The following is a 17,920-nucleotide window of genomic DNA, read 5'->3' on the forward strand; positions in this document are numbered from 1 at the left end:
TCAGGTAAATTATGAAATTTATGACAATAAATAATTTAAAGCGAGAATTATTTTATCATAACTCCAGGCTTATTTAAAACCGGGATCTTGATAAAATTCATCTCCACAATACTTTCAGGAAGGAATATAAATTTCTTGTCGAAAATGTCTTTGCCTATATAATAGCTTAGCCAATATTCGTTATTAAGGCCGAAGGTTTGCTCATCAATAGGCTCGATAAGCTTATATGCTTTGCTATCTACAACAGGGATCATATGCCTTAGGGTAGAGGTTTTTACCTGTTCACCATCCTTTTCCCCATAGCCTTTTGAGGTTATGAGCACGTTTTCGATCGGCTCGTTTTTAAGGTTAATGAGGTACACATACCATACCTTACTTTCCACGCTCTCGCTCTCCAATGCTACCGCAATAGCAATATCCTTTACATTATTTTCGGGCAGGTCTTTTTTCATCTTTTGGTCGATTGGGTTGATTAGGTGAGTGGTCTAATTTCAATGCTAAACCATTCACCTAATCAACCATTCACTACTTCTTCTTAGTTGCCGCCTTTTTCTTAGCCGGTGCTTTTGTTGCAGCGGGTTTGGCTGAGGTAGCAGCTTTACCAAAGCGCCCTTTTTTAGCATCCTTCGGAGTTGCGTCGGCGAGTGCCTTGCATTCCTCGTAAGTCAGGGTCAAAGGATCTTTATCTTTAGGGATCTTAACATTTAGTTTACCAAATTCAATATATGGTCCCCAACGGCCGTTCAATACTTTTACATCCGGATCTTCGTCAAAAGCTTTGATCAGCTTTTCAGCATCCTTTTTGCGCTTCAGGTTAATGAGCTCAATAGCTTGTTCTTCAGTAACATCATGCGGGTCGATTTCTTTAGGTAACGATACAAAAGCGCTGTTGTGGCTAATGTAAGGTCCGAAACGGCCGATGGCCACTTTCATTACCTTGCCTTCATACTCGCCCACAACTTTGGGGAGTTTGAATAGCTCAAGTGCCTCTTCAAGGCTGATGGTCTCGATACTCTGCCCGCTGCGAAGACTTGCATAAAGGGGTTTCTCTTCGTTTTCGTCGGTAGCGCTCTCTCCAACCTGCACAAATGGCCCGAAACGACCTATCCTCACAGAAACTTTCTTCCCACTTTCAGGGTGAATGCCTAATTCACGCTCGCCGGTTGCTTTATCAGCCTTTTCAATAGTATTTTCAACTTCCTTATGAAACGGATTATAAAAATCGTGGAGCATTGCAGTCCACTCTTTCATTCCCTGCGCTATTTCGTCAAATTGCTTTTCAACGCTGGCGGTAAAGTTAAAGTCAACGATATCCTTGAAGTATTGTACCAGGAAGTCGTTAACAACTGCACCAATATCAGTAGGGAACAGTTTGCCACGTTCGGCTCCGGTGTTCTCTGTTTTTTCCTCTTTGGTGATGCTGCCCGCCTTCAATGTTAACACCCGGAAATTACGCTGTTTACCTTCGCGTTCTTCCTTTACCACATAACCACGGTTTTGAATGGTTGAGATAGTTGGAGCGTAGGTTGACGGACGCCCGATACCAAGCTCTTCCAACTTTTTCACTAAGCTTGCCTCAGTGTAGCGTGCCGCCGGACGTGAAAAACGTTCTGTAGCCGACATCTCCTGCATAGCTAAACGCTGACCTTTGGTTAATGGAGGCAACATTGCGTTTTCACCATCTTGCTGTGGTTCATCCTCATCATCCTGCGATTCAAGGTAAACTTTCAGGAAGCCATCAAATTTCATTACCTCGCCGTTTGCCACTAAATCTTCATTACGGGTTGAGATACTGATTTTTGCAGTAGTTTTCTCAAACTGGGCCTCGCTCATTTGCGAAGCAATGGCACGTTTCCAGATCAGCTCATATAAGCGCTTTTCTGCGGATTCACCATCGATAGAATGGTTATTGAAATATGTTGGCCTGATCGCTTCGTGCGCTTCCTGTGCACTGGCATTTTTGGTTTTATATCTTCTTTGCTGATGGTATTTTTCGCCGTAGGCAGATACAATCTCGCTTGCCGCCGAATTTAAGGCCAGTTCAGACAGGTTTACCGAGTCGGTACGCATATAGGTAATATAACCTGATTCATATAACCTTTGTGCAACCTGCATAGTGCGCGCTACAGAATAGCCCAATTTGCGGCTTGCTTCCTGTTGCAGGGTTGAGGTGGTGAACGGTGCAGCTGGTGAACGTTTTGTTGGTCTGGTATCTAATGATTTTACATCGAAGTCGGCAGGAATACAATCCTGTAAAAACTTTTCAGCATCTCCCTGTTTAGAAAAACGTTCAGGTAGTTCGGCCTTGAAAGCTTCTTTGCCTTTGCCAAATATGGCTACGATTTTAAATGCTGCTTCTGATTTAAATTTATTGATCTCACGTTCACGGTCTACAATAAGCCTTACTGCAACTGACTGTACACGACCTGCCGAAAGTGATGGTTTTACCTTCTTCCACAAAACAGGGGAGAGCTCAAAGCCTACCAACCTGTCTAAAACACGGCGCGCCTGTTGGGCGTTAACAAGGTTATAGTCGATTTTACGTGGTGTATCTATTGCTTTTAAAATGGCCGGTTTAGTGATCTCATGAAAAACAATACGCTTGGTGTGCGTGTCCTTCAGATCCAATGTTTCAAACAAATGCCAGGAAATGGCCTCACCCTCGCGGTCCTCGTCCGACGCGAGCCAAACCATTTCGGCTTCCTTAGCTAACTTCTTTAATTCGCTAACTACCTGCTTTTTATCTGCGGGTACCTCGTATTTTTGTTTAAAGTTATTAGCTATATCAATTGCATCTTCCGACTTAACCAGATCACGGATATGCCCGTAGCTGGACTTTACAGTAAAGTCCTTTCCAAGGTAACCCTCAATGGTCTTAGCTTTTGCCGGTGATTCAACTATCAGTAAGTTTTTGGCCATTTAATCAGTTTTAGTTTTTGCAAATAAAACATAAAGTAAGCGAAACACCAATTAGTTTTTGGTAAAAGGTGTAAAAATTGAAGGCGAATTATGTTTTAAGTTGAGATTTTTGCGCGAAAATGCCTTTGGAAATTATATTCTTGCAAAATAACCAATCTGATTTTAACAAAATGATAACAAGCAAATGCGGCAGCTCGCATTGTCAAGCTTAAAAAATGCAGGAAATAGGGTGTTTACATAAGAAAGCCGCCGCCAACAAGGTCATCTCCTTCATAAAATACAGCTGATTGGCCCGGTGCTATGCCTGATACATTATGATGAAAATCAACTTTCATATGTTCGCCCATTTGAAGAATGGTGCTTTGCGCTCCGGCATCTTTATAACGGATTTTGGTAATGGCTTCGAGCGGCTCATTTATATTTTCATATTTAATTAGGTTGAGGTTTTTTACCCAGGCTTGTTTGCGTTCAAGCTCGTCGGCGGTGCCTAAAACAACTGTATTAGTGGTAGGATCGATGCGCGTAACAAACATAGGGTGTCCTAATGCCACGCCCAAGCCCTTACGCTGGCCAATGGTATAAAAAGGATAGCCCTGATGCTTACCTACTACTGTGCCGTTGGTCAGTACGAAATTACCCGGGCCAATTCGCTCATCAAGGTCTTCAACTTTATGGCGCAGAAATGACCGGTAATCATTATCAGGTACAAAGCAGATCTCATAGCTTTCACTTTTACCTGCAAGCTCTATTTGCCCCATATCAAGTGCCATTTGCCTGATCTCTGGCTTTGAAAAACTTCCCAATGGAAATTTAGTACGCGCAAGATTTTTTTGAGATACACCCCACAATACGTACGATTGATCCTTATTGGTATCCTTGCCTTTTGATATCACGTAACGGCCATTGTCCTGCAAACGGATATTAGCATAGTGACCGGTAGCTATAAATTCGCAATCGAGTTTATCGGCACGTTTTAATAACGCTTCCCATTTAATATGAGTGTTGCACAAAACGCATGGGTTAGGGGTACGGCCAGCCAGGTATTCATCAACAAAGTTATCGATCACGAAATCGCCAAACTCGTTGCGGATATCTAATATATAATGAGGGAAACCGTAACCAACGGCAAGGGCACGCGCATCATTGATGCTATCTAAACTACAACAGCCGGTTTCTTTTGAGCTGCCGCCCGATGAGGCATAGTCCCAGGTTTTCATGGTTAAACCAATAACTTCATAGCCCTGTTCATGCAGCATCACTGCCGCCACCGAACTATCAACCCCGCCGCTCATCGCCACTAATATCCTGCCATGCTTACTCATAATGCTGCAAAGATACCTATTTGATTTTTATGTTAACACAAGCTTAGTCAGTATAGGGTAAAATGTGTTTAGATAACCATTATTTTGTGTTAATTAATAGTTAATTAATATTGTTATTCAGGATCTTATATGAGTTATATTAAGTAAAGATGATGGTGATATATGAGGCAAAATTAGTGTAAATGTTGTTTATAAATCCCGATTTCGTCGCTGTTAATTTCATTGTTTCTTTAATATAAGTTAAAATGCCCCGATAGCGATATTCTTAACACCATATTAATATTGTATAATAAAGCAAAAAAATTTAATCTACTTAGTGTAAAAAGGGCTGATTAAAAAAGGGAATTAAACGGGCGCTCAGAGAGTTCATTTCGTTGTAAAAAGTGTGTTTGTAACAGGTGTAGGTGATACACTAATTTCAACATTAAAAGACATTTGTTGCTAAAATTTTAAATAATAAATGTAGAGTTGACTATTATAAAAACAAGCAACATTATTTATTAAAAAAAACGTAAAAGTGATGCCGCCTATTGTAACGGACCTATTACATTATAAATTTGCTATATCCTAATTAATAAAACAATGTTAACTCAATTAACTTTAGAACAAAAATTACAGGGCGTAATTTTAGTGATTATTTGCTTTATTGCAGCAGCCAACTACTTAATAAAGTAACGCTTAACAATACGAATAAACACGTTAAGGTGCTTACTATACAGAGTAAGCACCTTTTTTATGTGATATGTTTTTTGCAGGATATTTTACGGATTGCGTGTTTGTCCGTTGCCTTTAACTATCCATTTGTAACTGGTAAGTTCTTCCAGGCCCATAGGACCGCGGGCGTGGAGTTTTTGAGTACTGATGCCAATCTCGGCGCCAAGACCAAACTGGGCGCCATCAGTGAACGCTGTTGATACGTTTGCATAAACAGCTGCAGCATCCACATCATTTAAAAATTTAGCAATGTTTTCTGCATTTTCAGAGATAATGGCTTCACTATGTTTTGAACTGTTTACAGCGATATATTCTAACGCTTCAGTAAATGAACTTACTGTTTTAATAGCCATCTTCATCGAAAGAAATTCAGTACCAAAGTGTTCCGGACTGGCTTTATGCAAAAGGTTGGAGGGGTAATTGCTTTTTAACGCTTCAAAGGCCCGTTCATCGGCAAAGATTTCTACTTCTTTTTCGTTTAGGATGTGTGCCAGTTGCGGCAGGTCGCTTAAGCGGGCGGAGTGGATGATCAAACAATCCAAGGCGTTGCAAACACTTACCCGGCGGGTTTTTGCGTTGGCAATAATTTCAGCACCTTTCTCTACGTTGCCCGATTCATCAAAATAAGTATGCACAATACCGGCACCTGTTTCAATAACAGGTACCTTGCTGTTATCCCGCACAAAATCAATCAGCGACTGGCTTCCTCTTGGGATAAGCACATCAATATAACCAATAGCATTCAGCAAAGCTGTTGTAGCCTCACGTTCGGCGGGGAGCAGTGTAACCACATTGACATCAACTCCATGTTTTGCCAATACTTTATGGATAACCGAAATAATAGCCCGGTTAGAGAAATCGGCATCACTGCCGCCTTTTAATATGCTGATGTTGCCTGTTTTAAAGCAAAGCGCAAAAACATCAAAGGTAACATTGGGCCTGGCTTCGTAAATAACGCCAACAACGCCAAGCGGGACACGTATTTTTGATATCGATAAACCGTTGGACATTTCTGTAGCAGAAAGCTGTTTGCCAAGCGGGCTATCCAGTTGGGCTACGCTTTGCATATCGCCTGCAATACCTTTGATGCGGTCGGCTGTAAGTTTAAGGCGGTCGTATTTTGGATCGGCCGGATCCATACGGTCAAGGTCTCGTTCGTTCTCGGCCAGGATATATTCGGTTTGTGCTATAGCCTCGGCAGCAACATCCTCCAAAATCCCGTTGATTACGGTAGGGGCAAGAGGCGATTTTCGACTTGCTTCACGTGCTTTATCAAAATAGCTGTTATAGTTCATTGTATTTAGCCTTGTAAGTAAAGATAATCATAGTGTACCAGTGCTTTTTGGTTTTTTTGGCCGACGCGTTCACGGGCCTTATCGGCACCATATTCGGCAATGCCTAAACCAATCAGCTTATCGGTATCATCTATCAGTTTAATAATATCGCCTTTTTTAAAGTCGGTTATTACACCCACTATGCCAACCGGCAATAAGCTGGTTGCCTTGTTTGAGATGAGCGCGGCTTTTGCACCGGCATTGATCAGTACACTCCCAGTCGCTGATTTTTCGGAATGGGCAATCCATTTCTTTTTACCCGATGCTGTTTTATTTGGAATGAAGCGGGTATGTGTAACCTGGTTTTCCAAAACATCTGTTAAGATCTGATCACGTTTACCATTGGCTATATGCACTGAAATACCAAGCTGGGCTGTTTTTTGCGCCATGGTTGATTTGGTGATCATGCCACCCCGGCCAAATTGCGAACGGCCAGATGATACAAAACTTGAAAAATCAAGTTCATTACCGCTAACCTCATCTATCACTGCCGAACCAGCTGCTTTAGGATCGCCATTGTAAATGCCATCAACGTTGGTGAGGATGATGAGCGCATTAGCGTTTAGCATAGATGCTATGAGGCCTGCCAATTCATCATTATCGGTAAACATAAGCTCGGTTACTGATACCACGTCGTTTTCATTGACAACAGGGATCACCTCATATTGCAGCAATGCCTCAAGGCAATTTTTCATATTGAGGTAATGCATCCTGTCCCTGAAATCCTCGCGGGTAACCAAAACCTGCGAGCACAGGATCTGAAACTGCTCAAACAAATGTGAATAGGTATTGATCAGTTTTACCTGCCCGATAGAGGCCAAAACCTGCCGGGCCGCAACAGCATCTGATTTTTCGGCAACGGTAATGAGACTGCGACCGGATGCGACAGCGCCCGATGAAACCAGTATCACTTCAATGCCTTGCTTTTTTATCGCAGCTATCTGGTCAACCAAATGGGTTATTCGCGGCAGGTCGGGGAGGCCGTTTTCCTGGGTAATAACATTTGAGCCGATTTTGATAACGATGCGTTGATAATTGAAAGCCATTAGTATAGTACAGGTTGAGGCTTCAATATTACAAATTTGGGAGAAATTAGGCTTTGTTTATTTTGAAATATCCAGTAAAGTGATGGATTTTATAGTGAAATGACGCGGAAGTCATCAAAAATTTAAAAAAACAGACCGGAAAGCTTGACAGTCAGTATTAAATTTTTATTTTTGTCGACTAATTCTATAGACAATGTATCATTTTAATGCAATTGCCGTTCTGTCCAAGTTAAAAATGCAGCTCCTAACTGCAATGTGTTGTTGTTGAGCCATAGCCTCCATCAACGATAATACACGACCCAAAATCACAATTTTAATTACCACCGCCACAAATTACTTCATGAAAATTTTTACAAACTTAGTTAGAATACTTGCGCTCTTCCTGGTACTATTGCCGGGTATAGGTTATGCACAGCTTAACGGCTCATATATATTGAGCGGAAAAGTTGACGACGACCAGGGTAAGCCGCTGATAGGGGCAACCGTATCTATTAAAGGCACAACCAATAAAACATCAACAGATACTACCGGTAAGTTTTCATTAACTACCAGTGCCAAATTGCCCTATACACTTGTTTTTACCGCGATCGGTTATCAGCCGCAGGAGTTTTACATTAAAAATGCCAATAGTACCGTAAATATTACGCTTACTACGCAATCATTGTTGGTTAATGAGGTGGTAGTAACAGCATCCCGTAAGGAGGAAAAATTGCTTCGCTCGCCCGTAGCTATCGAAAAATTGAGTATCACGGCGTTAAAACAATCGCCCGGCCCAAGTTTTTATGATGCTTTGGAGAACGTGAAAGGCGTGCAGATGACAACCACCAGTATCACCCTCAAAGTGCCTAACACCCGTGGCTTCAACAGTCCCAACAACTTCAGGTTTATGCAACTGGTTGATGGCGTTGATATGCAGTCGGCTACACTGGGTGTACCGCTTGGAAACGCTATTGGCCCAACCGAATTAGATATTGCCAGTGTGGAAATTACTCCGGGTGCTGCTGCTGCGCTTTACGGTACTAATGCTATTAACGGCTTGTCAAACCTGTTCACTAAAGATCCATTTAAATACCAGGGCTTAAGCTTTTACCATCGCCAGGGTTTAAACCATGTTGGTAAAGACCGCTTAGGGGCAAGTTCGCTTACCGAAGATGCTTTAAGATATGCCAAAGCATTTAACAATAAATTTGCCGTTAAAGTGAACTTTAGTTATATGCAGGGACAGGATTGGCAATCAGATACCCGTCTTGATCAAAATCCAACCAACCTTAAATCGGCCAACCCTGCTTATCCTGAATTAACAGGTACCAGCAACGCAGCTTATGATGGCTGGAATAAGTATGGTGACGACGCACTCGCAGGCAGTAACACTGTATCAATAAAAGGCATCACGGTTGATGGTAAAGCCCGCCCAAACCTTACCGTAGCCCGTACAGGCTATAACGAAGTTGATCTGGTTGATCCGCATGTGAAAAACTTAAAACTGGATGGTACGCTGGCTTATAAATTATCGCCAAATACCATCTTATCTTATACTTATCGCTATGGCAGACTTGATGGCGTGTTTCAGCGGGGTAATAAAATCTCGTTACAAGGGGCTACAGTTCAGAACCATAAAATTGAGTTAAAAGGGAAAGACTTCCTGGTGCGCGGTTACGAATCGATTGAAAATACCGGCAACTCGTTTAATGTAAAACCACTGGCCGATAACCTTGACCTTAACCACGCCAGCAATTCGGCATGGGCAACTTTATATGGTAACGCTTTAAAAGCTTATAATGGCGGTGTATTAACGTCTGCAAATCTTGCTGCAGCCGAACAAGCTGCCCGTGTAGCTGCTGATAAAGGCCGTGTTGAACCGGGAACTCCTGAGTTTGACGCTTTGAGGAAAACCATTATCGGCATCAATAACTGGGATATTAAATCAAGCCTGATCCCTAATGCCCCGGAAACAGGCGGTGCGGCGTTATGGCAAAAAAGTCATATGTACAACGGTGAGGCCCAGTGGGACCTGAGCAGGAAGGTTAAATTTGTTGACCTTTTGGTTGGCGCTGATGTACGTGTTTACAGCATTACGCCGGATGGTAATAACTTCGTGGATTTCAGCCGTCCTATTGCAGACAGGAACACGCCATTGGCTGATGGCTCTTTCGGTAAAGACGTTATCTATAAAAAATACGGTGCATTTACCCAGGTTACCAAAACCTTTTTTGATGAGAAGTTGAAATTATTCGGCTCAATCCGCTGGGATCGTAACCCATACTTCGATCCTAAATTTACACCGCGTTTAGCCGCTGTTTATACCGTTAACCAAAATCATAACTTCAGGTTTACATTCCAGAACGGTTTTCGTTTTCCATCGTTATTTGAAGCTTTATCATACGTAAATAACGGTCGTGTAAAACGTGTGGGTAGTTTGCCATTCATTAACGAAGGCTTAGGATACCTTGGCAATAGCTATACCCAAACATCGGTAGTGGCATTCAATGCTGCAGTAAACGCTGCAGGCGGCTCAGACCAGGCAGCTTTGGCTAACCGTAACCTGTTAAAAGTAGCGGACTTGCCACCTGCCCGCCCGGAGCAAATTACTTCTTTTGAGGTAGGTTATAAAGGTATCGTAGCCGACAATAAAGTGTTCATTGATATTGACGCTTACACCAACCGTTATGATGGTTTCCTCGGCCAGGTACAAGTTTTTGTGCCAAACGGTGTTACCGTAGGTTCAGACGCAGCTGTATTAGCCATGCTTGACATTAACCGCGATCCCACAACAGGCACATCAAGTAACGCAGCCAGTCAGGGGCAAAGCAGGTACCGCGTTTATACCAATGCTAAGAATATTTACCATAATTATGGTTCTTCGGCGGGTATCACTTACAATTTCTACCAGCACTACACGGTATCGGGTAACGTGAGCTTCAATAAGCTGAAAGCCCAAACAGCTTCAGATATTTTTGTTACAGGTTTCAATACCCCGGAGTGGTCGGGCAATGTATCGTTCGGTAACCGTGAGGTGGTTAAAAACTTCGGTTTCAACGTGGTTTACAAATGGCAGCAGTCGTACCTGTGGGAGAGCCCATTGGTTACCGGTACCGTGCCTTCAATTAAAACAGTTGATGCACAGGTTACTTACCGCGTGCCTTCTTACTATGCAACATTTAAGTTAGGGGCTACCGATATTTTTAACAAAAGATATTATCAATATGCAGGCGGCCCGACAATCGGTGGCTTGTATTACGTATCGGTAACGCTTGATGGCTTATTAGCAGGCAATAATAACAACAAGTAAGAGCTTTTATAAGGTTTTATATAGTTTGTAAGGGGATGGAGTGATAAGCTTTGTCCCCTTTTCTATTTTGTCTATCGTCATTATAAAAGCGTCATTGCGAGGCACGAAGCAATCCCCTAAATACAATGGGGCTAAGCAAATCCAGCCTTTGTAGTTCGCGATTGCTTCGTGGCAATGACAGTGAGTGGGGATTATGACGGAAACAAAAAAGGCCAACTGATTTTTCAACCAATTGACCTACGTATAAAAAAAAGCGTCTTTGACTTATTTAGCGGTTACCTCATGCAAACCACATTCCTTTTTCGATTGATCTTCCCACCACCAGCGGCCTGCACGAAAATCTTCACCTTCGGCTACGGCACGGGTACATGGCATACAGCCGATGCTTGGGAAACCTTTATCATGCAGTGAGTTATATGGAATGTTGTATTGTTTGATATAGGCTTTTACTTCGTCCAGTGTCCAGCTGAAAATAGGGTGGAACTTAACCAGTTGGTTTTGCTCATCCCATTCCATGTCATGCATATCATGACGGTTAACCGATTGCTCGGCGCGGATGCCGGTGATCCAAATTTTGTTGCCTTTTAAAGCGCGTTTGAGCGGTTCTATTTTACGGATCCCGCAGCACTCTTTGCGGTTTTCAACCGACTCGTAAAAGCTGTTTGGGCCTTTTTTGCTTACCATTTCTTCCAATAGTTCATTATTCGGATAGTAGGCATGTATAGGTTTTTGATACCTGTTCATGGTAGCCGCCCAAACTGAATAAGTTTCGCGGAACAGCCTGCCGGTTTCAAGCGTAAACACTTTAATTGGCAGGTTATTGGCAAAGATCATATGACTGATCACCTGGTCTTCCCAACCAAAGCTGGTAGAAAATATAACTTCACCAGGGAAAAGCTCTGCCAATTTAGTGAGGGCTTCCACAGGGCCAAGTCCGGTGGTTACACTTTGTATTTGTTGTAATGCAGTGCTCATTTTATATAACCTTAGTAATAAACATGATAATAGAACGGATACTGATGAGGATAACAATTACTGATACCGCCACCATGATAGTTTTCGCAGAGATCTTATTAGAAATCTTAGCTGCGATTGGCGAAGCAAGCGCACTGCCTAAGATAAGCCCTCCGACAGCCTGCCAGTGATCGCTGCTTACCATGGCTATGAAGGTTATTGAGCCCATCATTGCCACAAAAAAACGTGAAAGCTTAACAGTGCCTAACGAAAAACGTGGGCTCCGGCCACCGGCTATCAGGGTTGATAACACGATTGATCCCCAGCCACCGCCGCCAACAGCATCGATAAAGCCACCGCCTAAACCCAGCAGCGAAATGCGTTTTACCTTATCGGCCGATTTTTTCTTTTGTGTATTGAATGCCTTCCTGAATATCACTATACCCAATATCAGGGTATAAACCGATACAACAGGTTTGGTATACATGCTGTAATGCTCAAGCGAAGATAGGAGATAAGCTCCTGTTACCGCTCCTATTATACCGGGAATAACTAATAACTTAAATAGTTTCCAGTTGATGTTGCCCATGCGATAATGCATCCAACCGGCTATACCGCAACTCATGATCTCGGAAAGGTGTACGCCCATACTGGCTGAGGCCGGAGGGATACCCATAGAAAGAGAGAATGTGGTTGAGGTAACACCGTACGACATGCCGATGGCGCCATCAATCATAGCAAATACAAACCCGGCTCCTAAAAAGTAATAAAAGATAGGATCGATGCCGGTTACGAAGTGCTTAAAGTTAGGCTCTTTGAAATAAAGTGCGGTTATACCAATGGCCAGTGATATGATAATGGTTGACCAAATTAGCCAAATGAAATTTTTCCGGTTAACAGGTTTTGGTTCAACCAATACCGAGGTTACGCTATTTAGTTTTTTTACTTTGTCGGCAAAATCGCCTTCAAGGGTATTTCTTAGTTCGCTCATTTGCTGCAAAGTGATGTCAAGCTCCGCAGGAAGGCTTTCATTCAATACTTCTTTTAATCGTTTAGCCACAGTAGGCGATTTTCCATTGGTAGATATGGCCAGTTTCAAGTCGCCCTTTTGCACTATCGATCCTAAGTAAAAATCACATAGCGCAGGCTTATCAGCTACATTGATCAATAATTTACGATCATGTGCTGCGCTGCGAACATAGCTGTTAAGTTCGCTATCATTAGTAGCAGCGATAACAATATCGGCGTCGTTCAGGTCGTCGTCGGTAAATGATTTTTGTATAATGCGGATGCCCGGATATTGCAATGCAAGTGTATGTACCTCGGGCAAAAACTCGCGCGAAATAACGGTAACCCTTGCACTGTTGCTGTTATTAAGTACAGCAGTAAGTTTTTCCAAACCAACATTACCGCCGCCAATAAGCACCGTATGCAGATCATTCAGTTTTAAAAATACCGGAAAAAGCTGGTTACCTTCCTGTTTTTTATCCTGAATGTTGGTTAAACTCTTATCCCCGGGCAACAACGTCATAAACTTCTTTTATCAGTTGGAATTTTGGATGAAGCGATACCACCTCGCCTAAAACAATAATGGCAGGCGATGAAATCTCACTTTCATCAACGGTATCAACAATAGTATCCACCGTCGCAACAGCGATCTTCTCGTCTGCAGTAGAACCGCTTTGAATAACGGCTACGGGTAGTTTGTTCTTGCCTTGTAACTTGAATATTTCAGCGATCTCGGCCAGCTTATGAATGCCCATCAATACAACCACGGTAGCATTTGATCGTGACGCGTCAACAAGATCGTTCGAGATCTTGCCATTTGCAGTAGTTCCGGTAACCACCCAAAAACTTTCACTTAAACCGCGGTGAGTAACCGGGATCTGCTGCAATTCGGGTACGGCTATCGAGCTGGAAATGCCCGGAATAACAGAAGCGGATATATTGTGTGCCGCGGCAATTATCAACTCTTCATATCCACGACCGAATACAAACGGATCACCACCCTTTAACCTGACTACGTGACCATAGTTTTTGGCATAATCAACCATGAGGTTGTTTATTGCTTCCTGCGAAAAGGTGTGATCGCCTGAACGTTTGCCTACGTAAACTTTTGTAGCGTTTTTCGGAGCGTAGTCAAGTAACTCTTCATTAACCAAAGCATCGTACAAAACAACATCGGCTGTTTTTAAAGCTTTGATAGCTTTTACGGTTATCAGGTCGGCATCGCCTGGGCCTGCACCCACCAGTGTGATGCGTGGTTCTTTTATATTTTTATTAGTTTCAGTCATTATTGTACAAGCGCCTCTCTCTTATCCTTGCTTCTGCTTAAAAATTCTGTAGCCTGTGCTAAATATGTTGTGGCAAATTCTTGTGACGGCTCATTTTGGTTGAGTTGTAATACCAGATCATTAAAGCTCCCGTTCAATTCAAACTCGCCTTTTTCAACGTATTGCGCATCAAACTCGCGGATCACGCCAATTTGCGTACTGCTGTTAACGGCTTTATCAAGCAACAGCGCTTTCGCCGAGCTTACAAACACATTATAGGCATGATAAATAGCGTCAGCCCAGCGGCCATCAGCATAAGCTTCGTTAGCCCAGCCTAATTTTTCTTCCGATTCAAACAGGAGGGTAGCTACCAGGTCGATGATCACACCGGCGCATTCACCTACGCCTATAGCGGTAACAAATGTTTCCTGGTGCCCCCAGTCAATATATTCGTCATCGGTAAGAGTAGTTAAATCGGCAAGTGGTTTCAGCAAACGGTAAAAATAATCTTTACCCTGCCTGTCATAATATTCATGGTAAGTTTCACCCTCCGGTGAAAACTCTTTATAGTCGTTCAATAACCACCTTAGCACATCGGTAGCACGTTTGGTAGGTACTTTAATCACCCTTTCGGCAGCGCGGCCAACGCCGTCGCCAACGGTACCGCCGCCTAACATCACCTGTACAGAAGGTAATACTTTAGCGCCTGCTTTAAGCGAACTGCCATGAAACCCAATGTGGGCCAAACCATGCTGGCCACATGAATTCATACAACCGCTTATTTTGATTTTGATTTCGCGGTTATAAATAAAGTCTTCGTATTCGTTATAGATCAGGTCCTCCAATACGCGGGCCATGGTCATGCTGTTGGAGATACCAAGGTTGCAGGTGTCTGTACCCGGGCAGGTGGTGACATCAGCAATGCTATCAAAACCCGGCGCAGCCAGTTCAAGCTTAGCCAGGCCTTCATATAAAGCAGGCAATGCTTCCTTTTGAACATATTTTAAAAGCAAACCCTGGTTTTGAGTAATGCGGATCTCGTGACCAACCAATGGCTCCAGTGTTTTAACCAGTGCACGGGCAGTATCTGATGAGATATCACCTACAGGCACTTTAATATACACGCCGTAAAAACCTTTTTGTTTTTGCTCAAAAACGTTGGTAGCCAGCCATTGCTCATAGCGCAACGGGTTGCTGATGGTTACCTCAGGATAGCTATCAGTTGGTGGTAAAGCCGGGGCATCAATAGCATCCCGGTTGATAGGGTATGATTTTACTTTGTTGGCCGTACGCTCAATTTTGGCTAAACGCAATACCTCGTCTAAACCTAATTTTTGGATAAGGTATTTCATACGGGCTTTGTTGCGGTTATTGCGTTCGCCGTAACGGTCAAAAACACGGATTACTGATTCTATATAAGGGATCAGCTGATCTTCTGGTAAAAACTCTTCAACAATACTGGCTAAAATTGGCTGTGCACCTAAACCGCCGCCAAGCATGATCTTAAACCCACGTTCGCCATTGGCATTTATTTTAGGTATAGCACCGATATCATGAATGTATGAAAACGCTGTGTCCTCATCGCTTGACGAGAAAGAGATTTTGAATTTGCGGCCCATTTCCTGGCATATCGGGTTACGCAGAAAATAATCAAACGTAGCATATGCATAAGGAGAAACGTCAAATGGTTCTTTTGGGTCGACACCTGCAGTAGGAGAGGCTGTAACATTGCGCACGGTATTACCGCATGCTTCGCGCAGAGTGATATCATCCTGTGCAAGCTTGGCCCAAAGCTGAGGTGTACGGTCAAGACTTACATAGTGGATCTGGATGTCCTGGCGGGTGGTAAGGTGGAGATTACTGCTCCCAAACTCGTCAGAAATCTCGGCAATCTTCAATAGTTGCTTAAAGCTAACTTTACCAAAAGGTAGTTTAATGCGTACCATTTGCACGCCTGGCTGACGCTGGCCATAAACACCGCGCGCCAAACGTAAACTTCTGAATTTTTCATCATGAATTTTACCTTCACGAAAAGCATGGATCTTTTTTTCAAGATCTATAATATCCTTCTCAACAATAGGGTTCTCCAGTTCCGTTCTGAAGCTCTGCATATTCTATGTATTAATCTTTTATAAAAAAGCCCCTTTGGCTGTGGCTAAAGAGGCATATATGGTTAAATATTACGTTTACAGCCTCGTTTTCTCATTGCACATATAGCAATAAGGCAGCTGGTTAAGACAAGTAATATTAATGCTCTCACGATTCATTTCCCAAATATATATATAGTATACGGAAAAAGTAGCATTTAATTTAAAAAAACTGCGTTATGACAGTTTTATGAAGTTTTAAAATTAAACGCTGATGAGGGTGGTTTCGCGTTTGATGATATCGGCGATGCTGGTTTCGCTTAATATTTTAAGTGTGGCATCTCTTACATCAACAAATACATCCCTTATGCCGCAAGTGCTTTCCTGGTGGCATTCATCACATTTGTGGTAAAAATTTAAGCTGGCGCAGGGCACCATGGCTATAGGCCCATCGGTTATACGCATAATGCTTACCAGGAATATTTCTTTAGGATCGCGGTTAAGACTGTAGCCACCGCCTGCTCCTTTTTTGCTGTAAAGAAACCCTGCATTGCGCAAATCAAGCAGTATCTGCTCAAGAAACTTTTTAGGGATTCGTTCAATCTCGGCAATCTTCGAAATTTGCATAGGCGGCTGGTCCATGTTCTTGCCAAGAACCACAAGTGCCTTTATAGCATACTTAGTTTTTTTTGAAAGCATTTTCTAAAATAAAACTCACAAAGGTAAATAAAGATATTCTCTAAATTAACTATTTTTTCGAGTAATATTATAGATTATATAGAAAGGATATTTTATACAGACATTGTTATATAAAAGTTACAATGTATGCCTGTCTGAATGGCCGAGGCTTTTACCCGGGTTAACTTTATCACGAACGGCCTGTTTTAACTCTTTGATTTCTGGAAAATGGCCATCACGTTTGCGGTCAAATAGTGTTTCTTCACCTACGCTTATCGTATATCTTCCGCTCACTTCGCTTGGTTTTAAGGTAACGCCATTTACGTCATCGGTAAAGGTTGTAAGCAGTTCCTGCGCCATGTAAGCGGCACGCATCATCCAGTTGCATTTAGGGCAATATTCGATTGTTATGGTTGGTTTCATGCAGTTGTGATTGGTTTCTTTGCTACAATAAATCTTTCTTCGGTATGGGTACTTAAAACCTTAAGTTCATCACCCACCGAAATTATGCCGGTATTTTCATGTATCAGGTTTTGCCCAAACATGATCTTATTGTTTTTCATACGATAGGAGGCGAGGGTTTTTAAAGGCTCTTTGGCTTTTACAGCCGTTTGCTGATCAATAGTAGTGAGCACACAGCGTGCACAAAGCTTTGCCCCGTAAAAGGTTATGCCTGCTATCTCAATCTCATTCATCAGGTCTTCGCTATAAGCTTTGCCGCCTGTAAAAACTATATTGGGGCGAAAGCGGTTGATTGGCAATGGCAACGGCATACGTTTGTTGAGGTCATTAAGCGAAGCTTGCCCAATAAGCAGAAAAGGATAGGCATCTGCAAAGGAAGTGATCATGCCGGGTTTGGCGTAGCGCTGGTCAACTTCGCGTTCACTGTCATCGGGCATGTAAATGAGGCGGCATTTCATATTAAGTGCTGCGCTGAACCATTCGTCGAACTCTTCGCTTACATATTGTCCAAAACAGGTGTCTTCCCAAACTGCAAACTGTTGCAAAGGTTTTCTTTCGCAATTAAACGGAATTAATAATGACCCACTTGACTGATGATGTACTGTTATCCCATCCGATTGGATTGATGCCTTCAATAAGGCCATCTGCGGAAACTCGCGTTGCGTTATAAAATGCCCGTGGTCATTAACCAGCATCCAACGCCTGTCGTGTTGTAAACCACGACGGGTAACCTCCGCATTTTGCACAGCAACGCCGCCCAATGATTTGATAGGGTAGATGTATAATTCACTTACTTGTAGCATGTGGTAAAAATAAGAAATCTGAGGCATGATTTTCGGGAT

Annotated in this window: 13 protein-coding genes; 1 reads left to right on the top strand and 12 read right to left on the bottom strand. The window is 42.7% G+C overall.

Features of this window, described 5'->3' with window-relative positions; all coding sequences use genetic code 11:
* Positions 1–47: 47 nt before the first annotated feature.
* The 5 genes from BLS28_RS06910 to proB all read right to left on the bottom strand — a co-directional run bounded on the left by BLS28_RS06910 (position 48) and on the right by proB (position 7,335).
* The gene (locus tag BLS28_RS06910) at positions 48–452 is read right to left on the bottom strand and encodes a hypothetical protein (RefSeq protein WP_090525388.1); all 405 of its coding nucleotides are present in this window, start codon (positions 450–452) and stop codon (positions 48–50) included.
* 73 nt (positions 453–525) lie between these two features.
* Positions 526–2,919 (bottom strand): type I DNA topoisomerase, encoded by a 2,394-nt coding sequence (topA, locus tag BLS28_RS06915; RefSeq protein ID WP_091163876.1) that lies wholly within the window; start codon positions 2,917–2,919, stop codon positions 526–528.
* A 233-nt stretch (positions 2,920–3,152) separates the two neighbouring features.
* Entirely contained in the window at positions 3,153–4,241 is a 1,089-nt protein-coding gene (mnmA, locus tag BLS28_RS06920) for a tRNA 2-thiouridine(34) synthase MnmA (protein ID WP_091163878.1), read from the bottom strand.
* A 761-nt stretch (positions 4,242–5,002) separates the two neighbouring features.
* Complete coding sequence (locus tag BLS28_RS06925) at positions 5,003–6,250, bottom strand: glutamate-5-semialdehyde dehydrogenase (RefSeq protein ID WP_091163879.1); 1,248 nt, start codon at positions 6,248–6,250, stop codon at positions 5,003–5,005.
* 5 nt (positions 6,251–6,255) lie between these two features.
* Positions 6,256–7,335 carry a glutamate 5-kinase gene (gene proB, locus BLS28_RS06930; protein ID WP_090525396.1) on the bottom strand — a complete coding sequence of 360 codons (1,080 nt, stop codon included), beginning with the start codon at positions 7,333–7,335 and terminating at the stop codon, positions 6,256–6,258.
* 340 nt (positions 7,336–7,675) lie between these two features.
* Here proB and BLS28_RS06935 point away from each other — a divergent pair, with 340 nt between their 5' ends.
* Complete coding sequence (locus BLS28_RS06935; RefSeq protein WP_091163881.1) at positions 7,676–10,624, top strand: TonB-dependent receptor; 2,949 nt, start codon at positions 7,676–7,678, stop codon at positions 10,622–10,624.
* Positions 10,625–10,888: 264 nt separating this feature from the next.
* On the opposite strand, the gene BLS28_RS06940 is transcribed toward BLS28_RS06935, so the two are convergent.
* From BLS28_RS06940 to BLS28_RS06970, 7 genes are all read right to left on the bottom strand, one after another.
* Positions 10,889–11,599 carry a phosphoadenylyl-sulfate reductase gene (locus BLS28_RS06940; RefSeq protein ID WP_091163883.1) on the bottom strand — a complete coding sequence of 237 codons (711 nt, stop codon included), beginning with the start codon at positions 11,597–11,599 and terminating at the stop codon, positions 10,889–10,891.
* 1 nt (position 11,600) lies between these two features.
* Positions 11,601–13,109: a TSUP family transporter gene (locus BLS28_RS06945; RefSeq protein WP_091163885.1), complete on the bottom strand. Its 1,509-nt coding sequence runs from the start codon at positions 13,107–13,109 to the stop codon at positions 11,601–11,603.
* Positions 13,087–13,872 carry a uroporphyrinogen-III C-methyltransferase gene (gene cobA, locus BLS28_RS06950; RefSeq protein WP_091163888.1) on the bottom strand — a complete coding sequence of 262 codons (786 nt, stop codon included), beginning with the start codon at positions 13,870–13,872 and terminating at the stop codon, positions 13,087–13,089. The genes BLS28_RS06945 and cobA overlap by 23 nt, the downstream gene beginning before the upstream one ends.
* Positions 13,872–15,962 carry a ferredoxin-like domain-containing protein gene (locus BLS28_RS06955; protein ID WP_091163890.1) on the bottom strand — a complete coding sequence of 697 codons (2,091 nt, stop codon included), beginning with the start codon at positions 15,960–15,962 and terminating at the stop codon, positions 13,872–13,874. Before BLS28_RS06955 ends, cobA begins: the two co-directional genes overlap by 1 nt.
* A gap of 240 nt (positions 15,963–16,202) precedes the next feature.
* Positions 16,203–16,637 (bottom strand): RrF2 family transcriptional regulator, encoded by a 435-nt coding sequence (locus BLS28_RS06960; RefSeq protein WP_090525408.1) that lies wholly within the window; start codon positions 16,635–16,637, stop codon positions 16,203–16,205.
* Positions 16,638–16,754: 117 nt separating this feature from the next.
* Entirely contained in the window at positions 16,755–17,039 is a 285-nt protein-coding gene (locus BLS28_RS06965) for an Rdx family protein (protein WP_091163894.1), read from the bottom strand.
* On the bottom strand, positions 17,036–17,881 hold the full coding sequence (locus BLS28_RS06970; protein ID WP_091164920.1) for an MOSC domain-containing protein: 846 nt from the start codon (positions 17,879–17,881) through the stop codon (positions 17,036–17,038). Before BLS28_RS06970 ends, BLS28_RS06965 begins: the two co-directional genes overlap by 4 nt.
* Positions 17,882–17,920: the final 39 nt, after the last annotated feature.

The organism is Mucilaginibacter gossypii (assembly GCF_900100945.1).
GTDB classification, from domain to species: Bacteria; Bacteroidota; Bacteroidia; order Sphingobacteriales; family Sphingobacteriaceae; genus Mucilaginibacter; species Mucilaginibacter gossypii.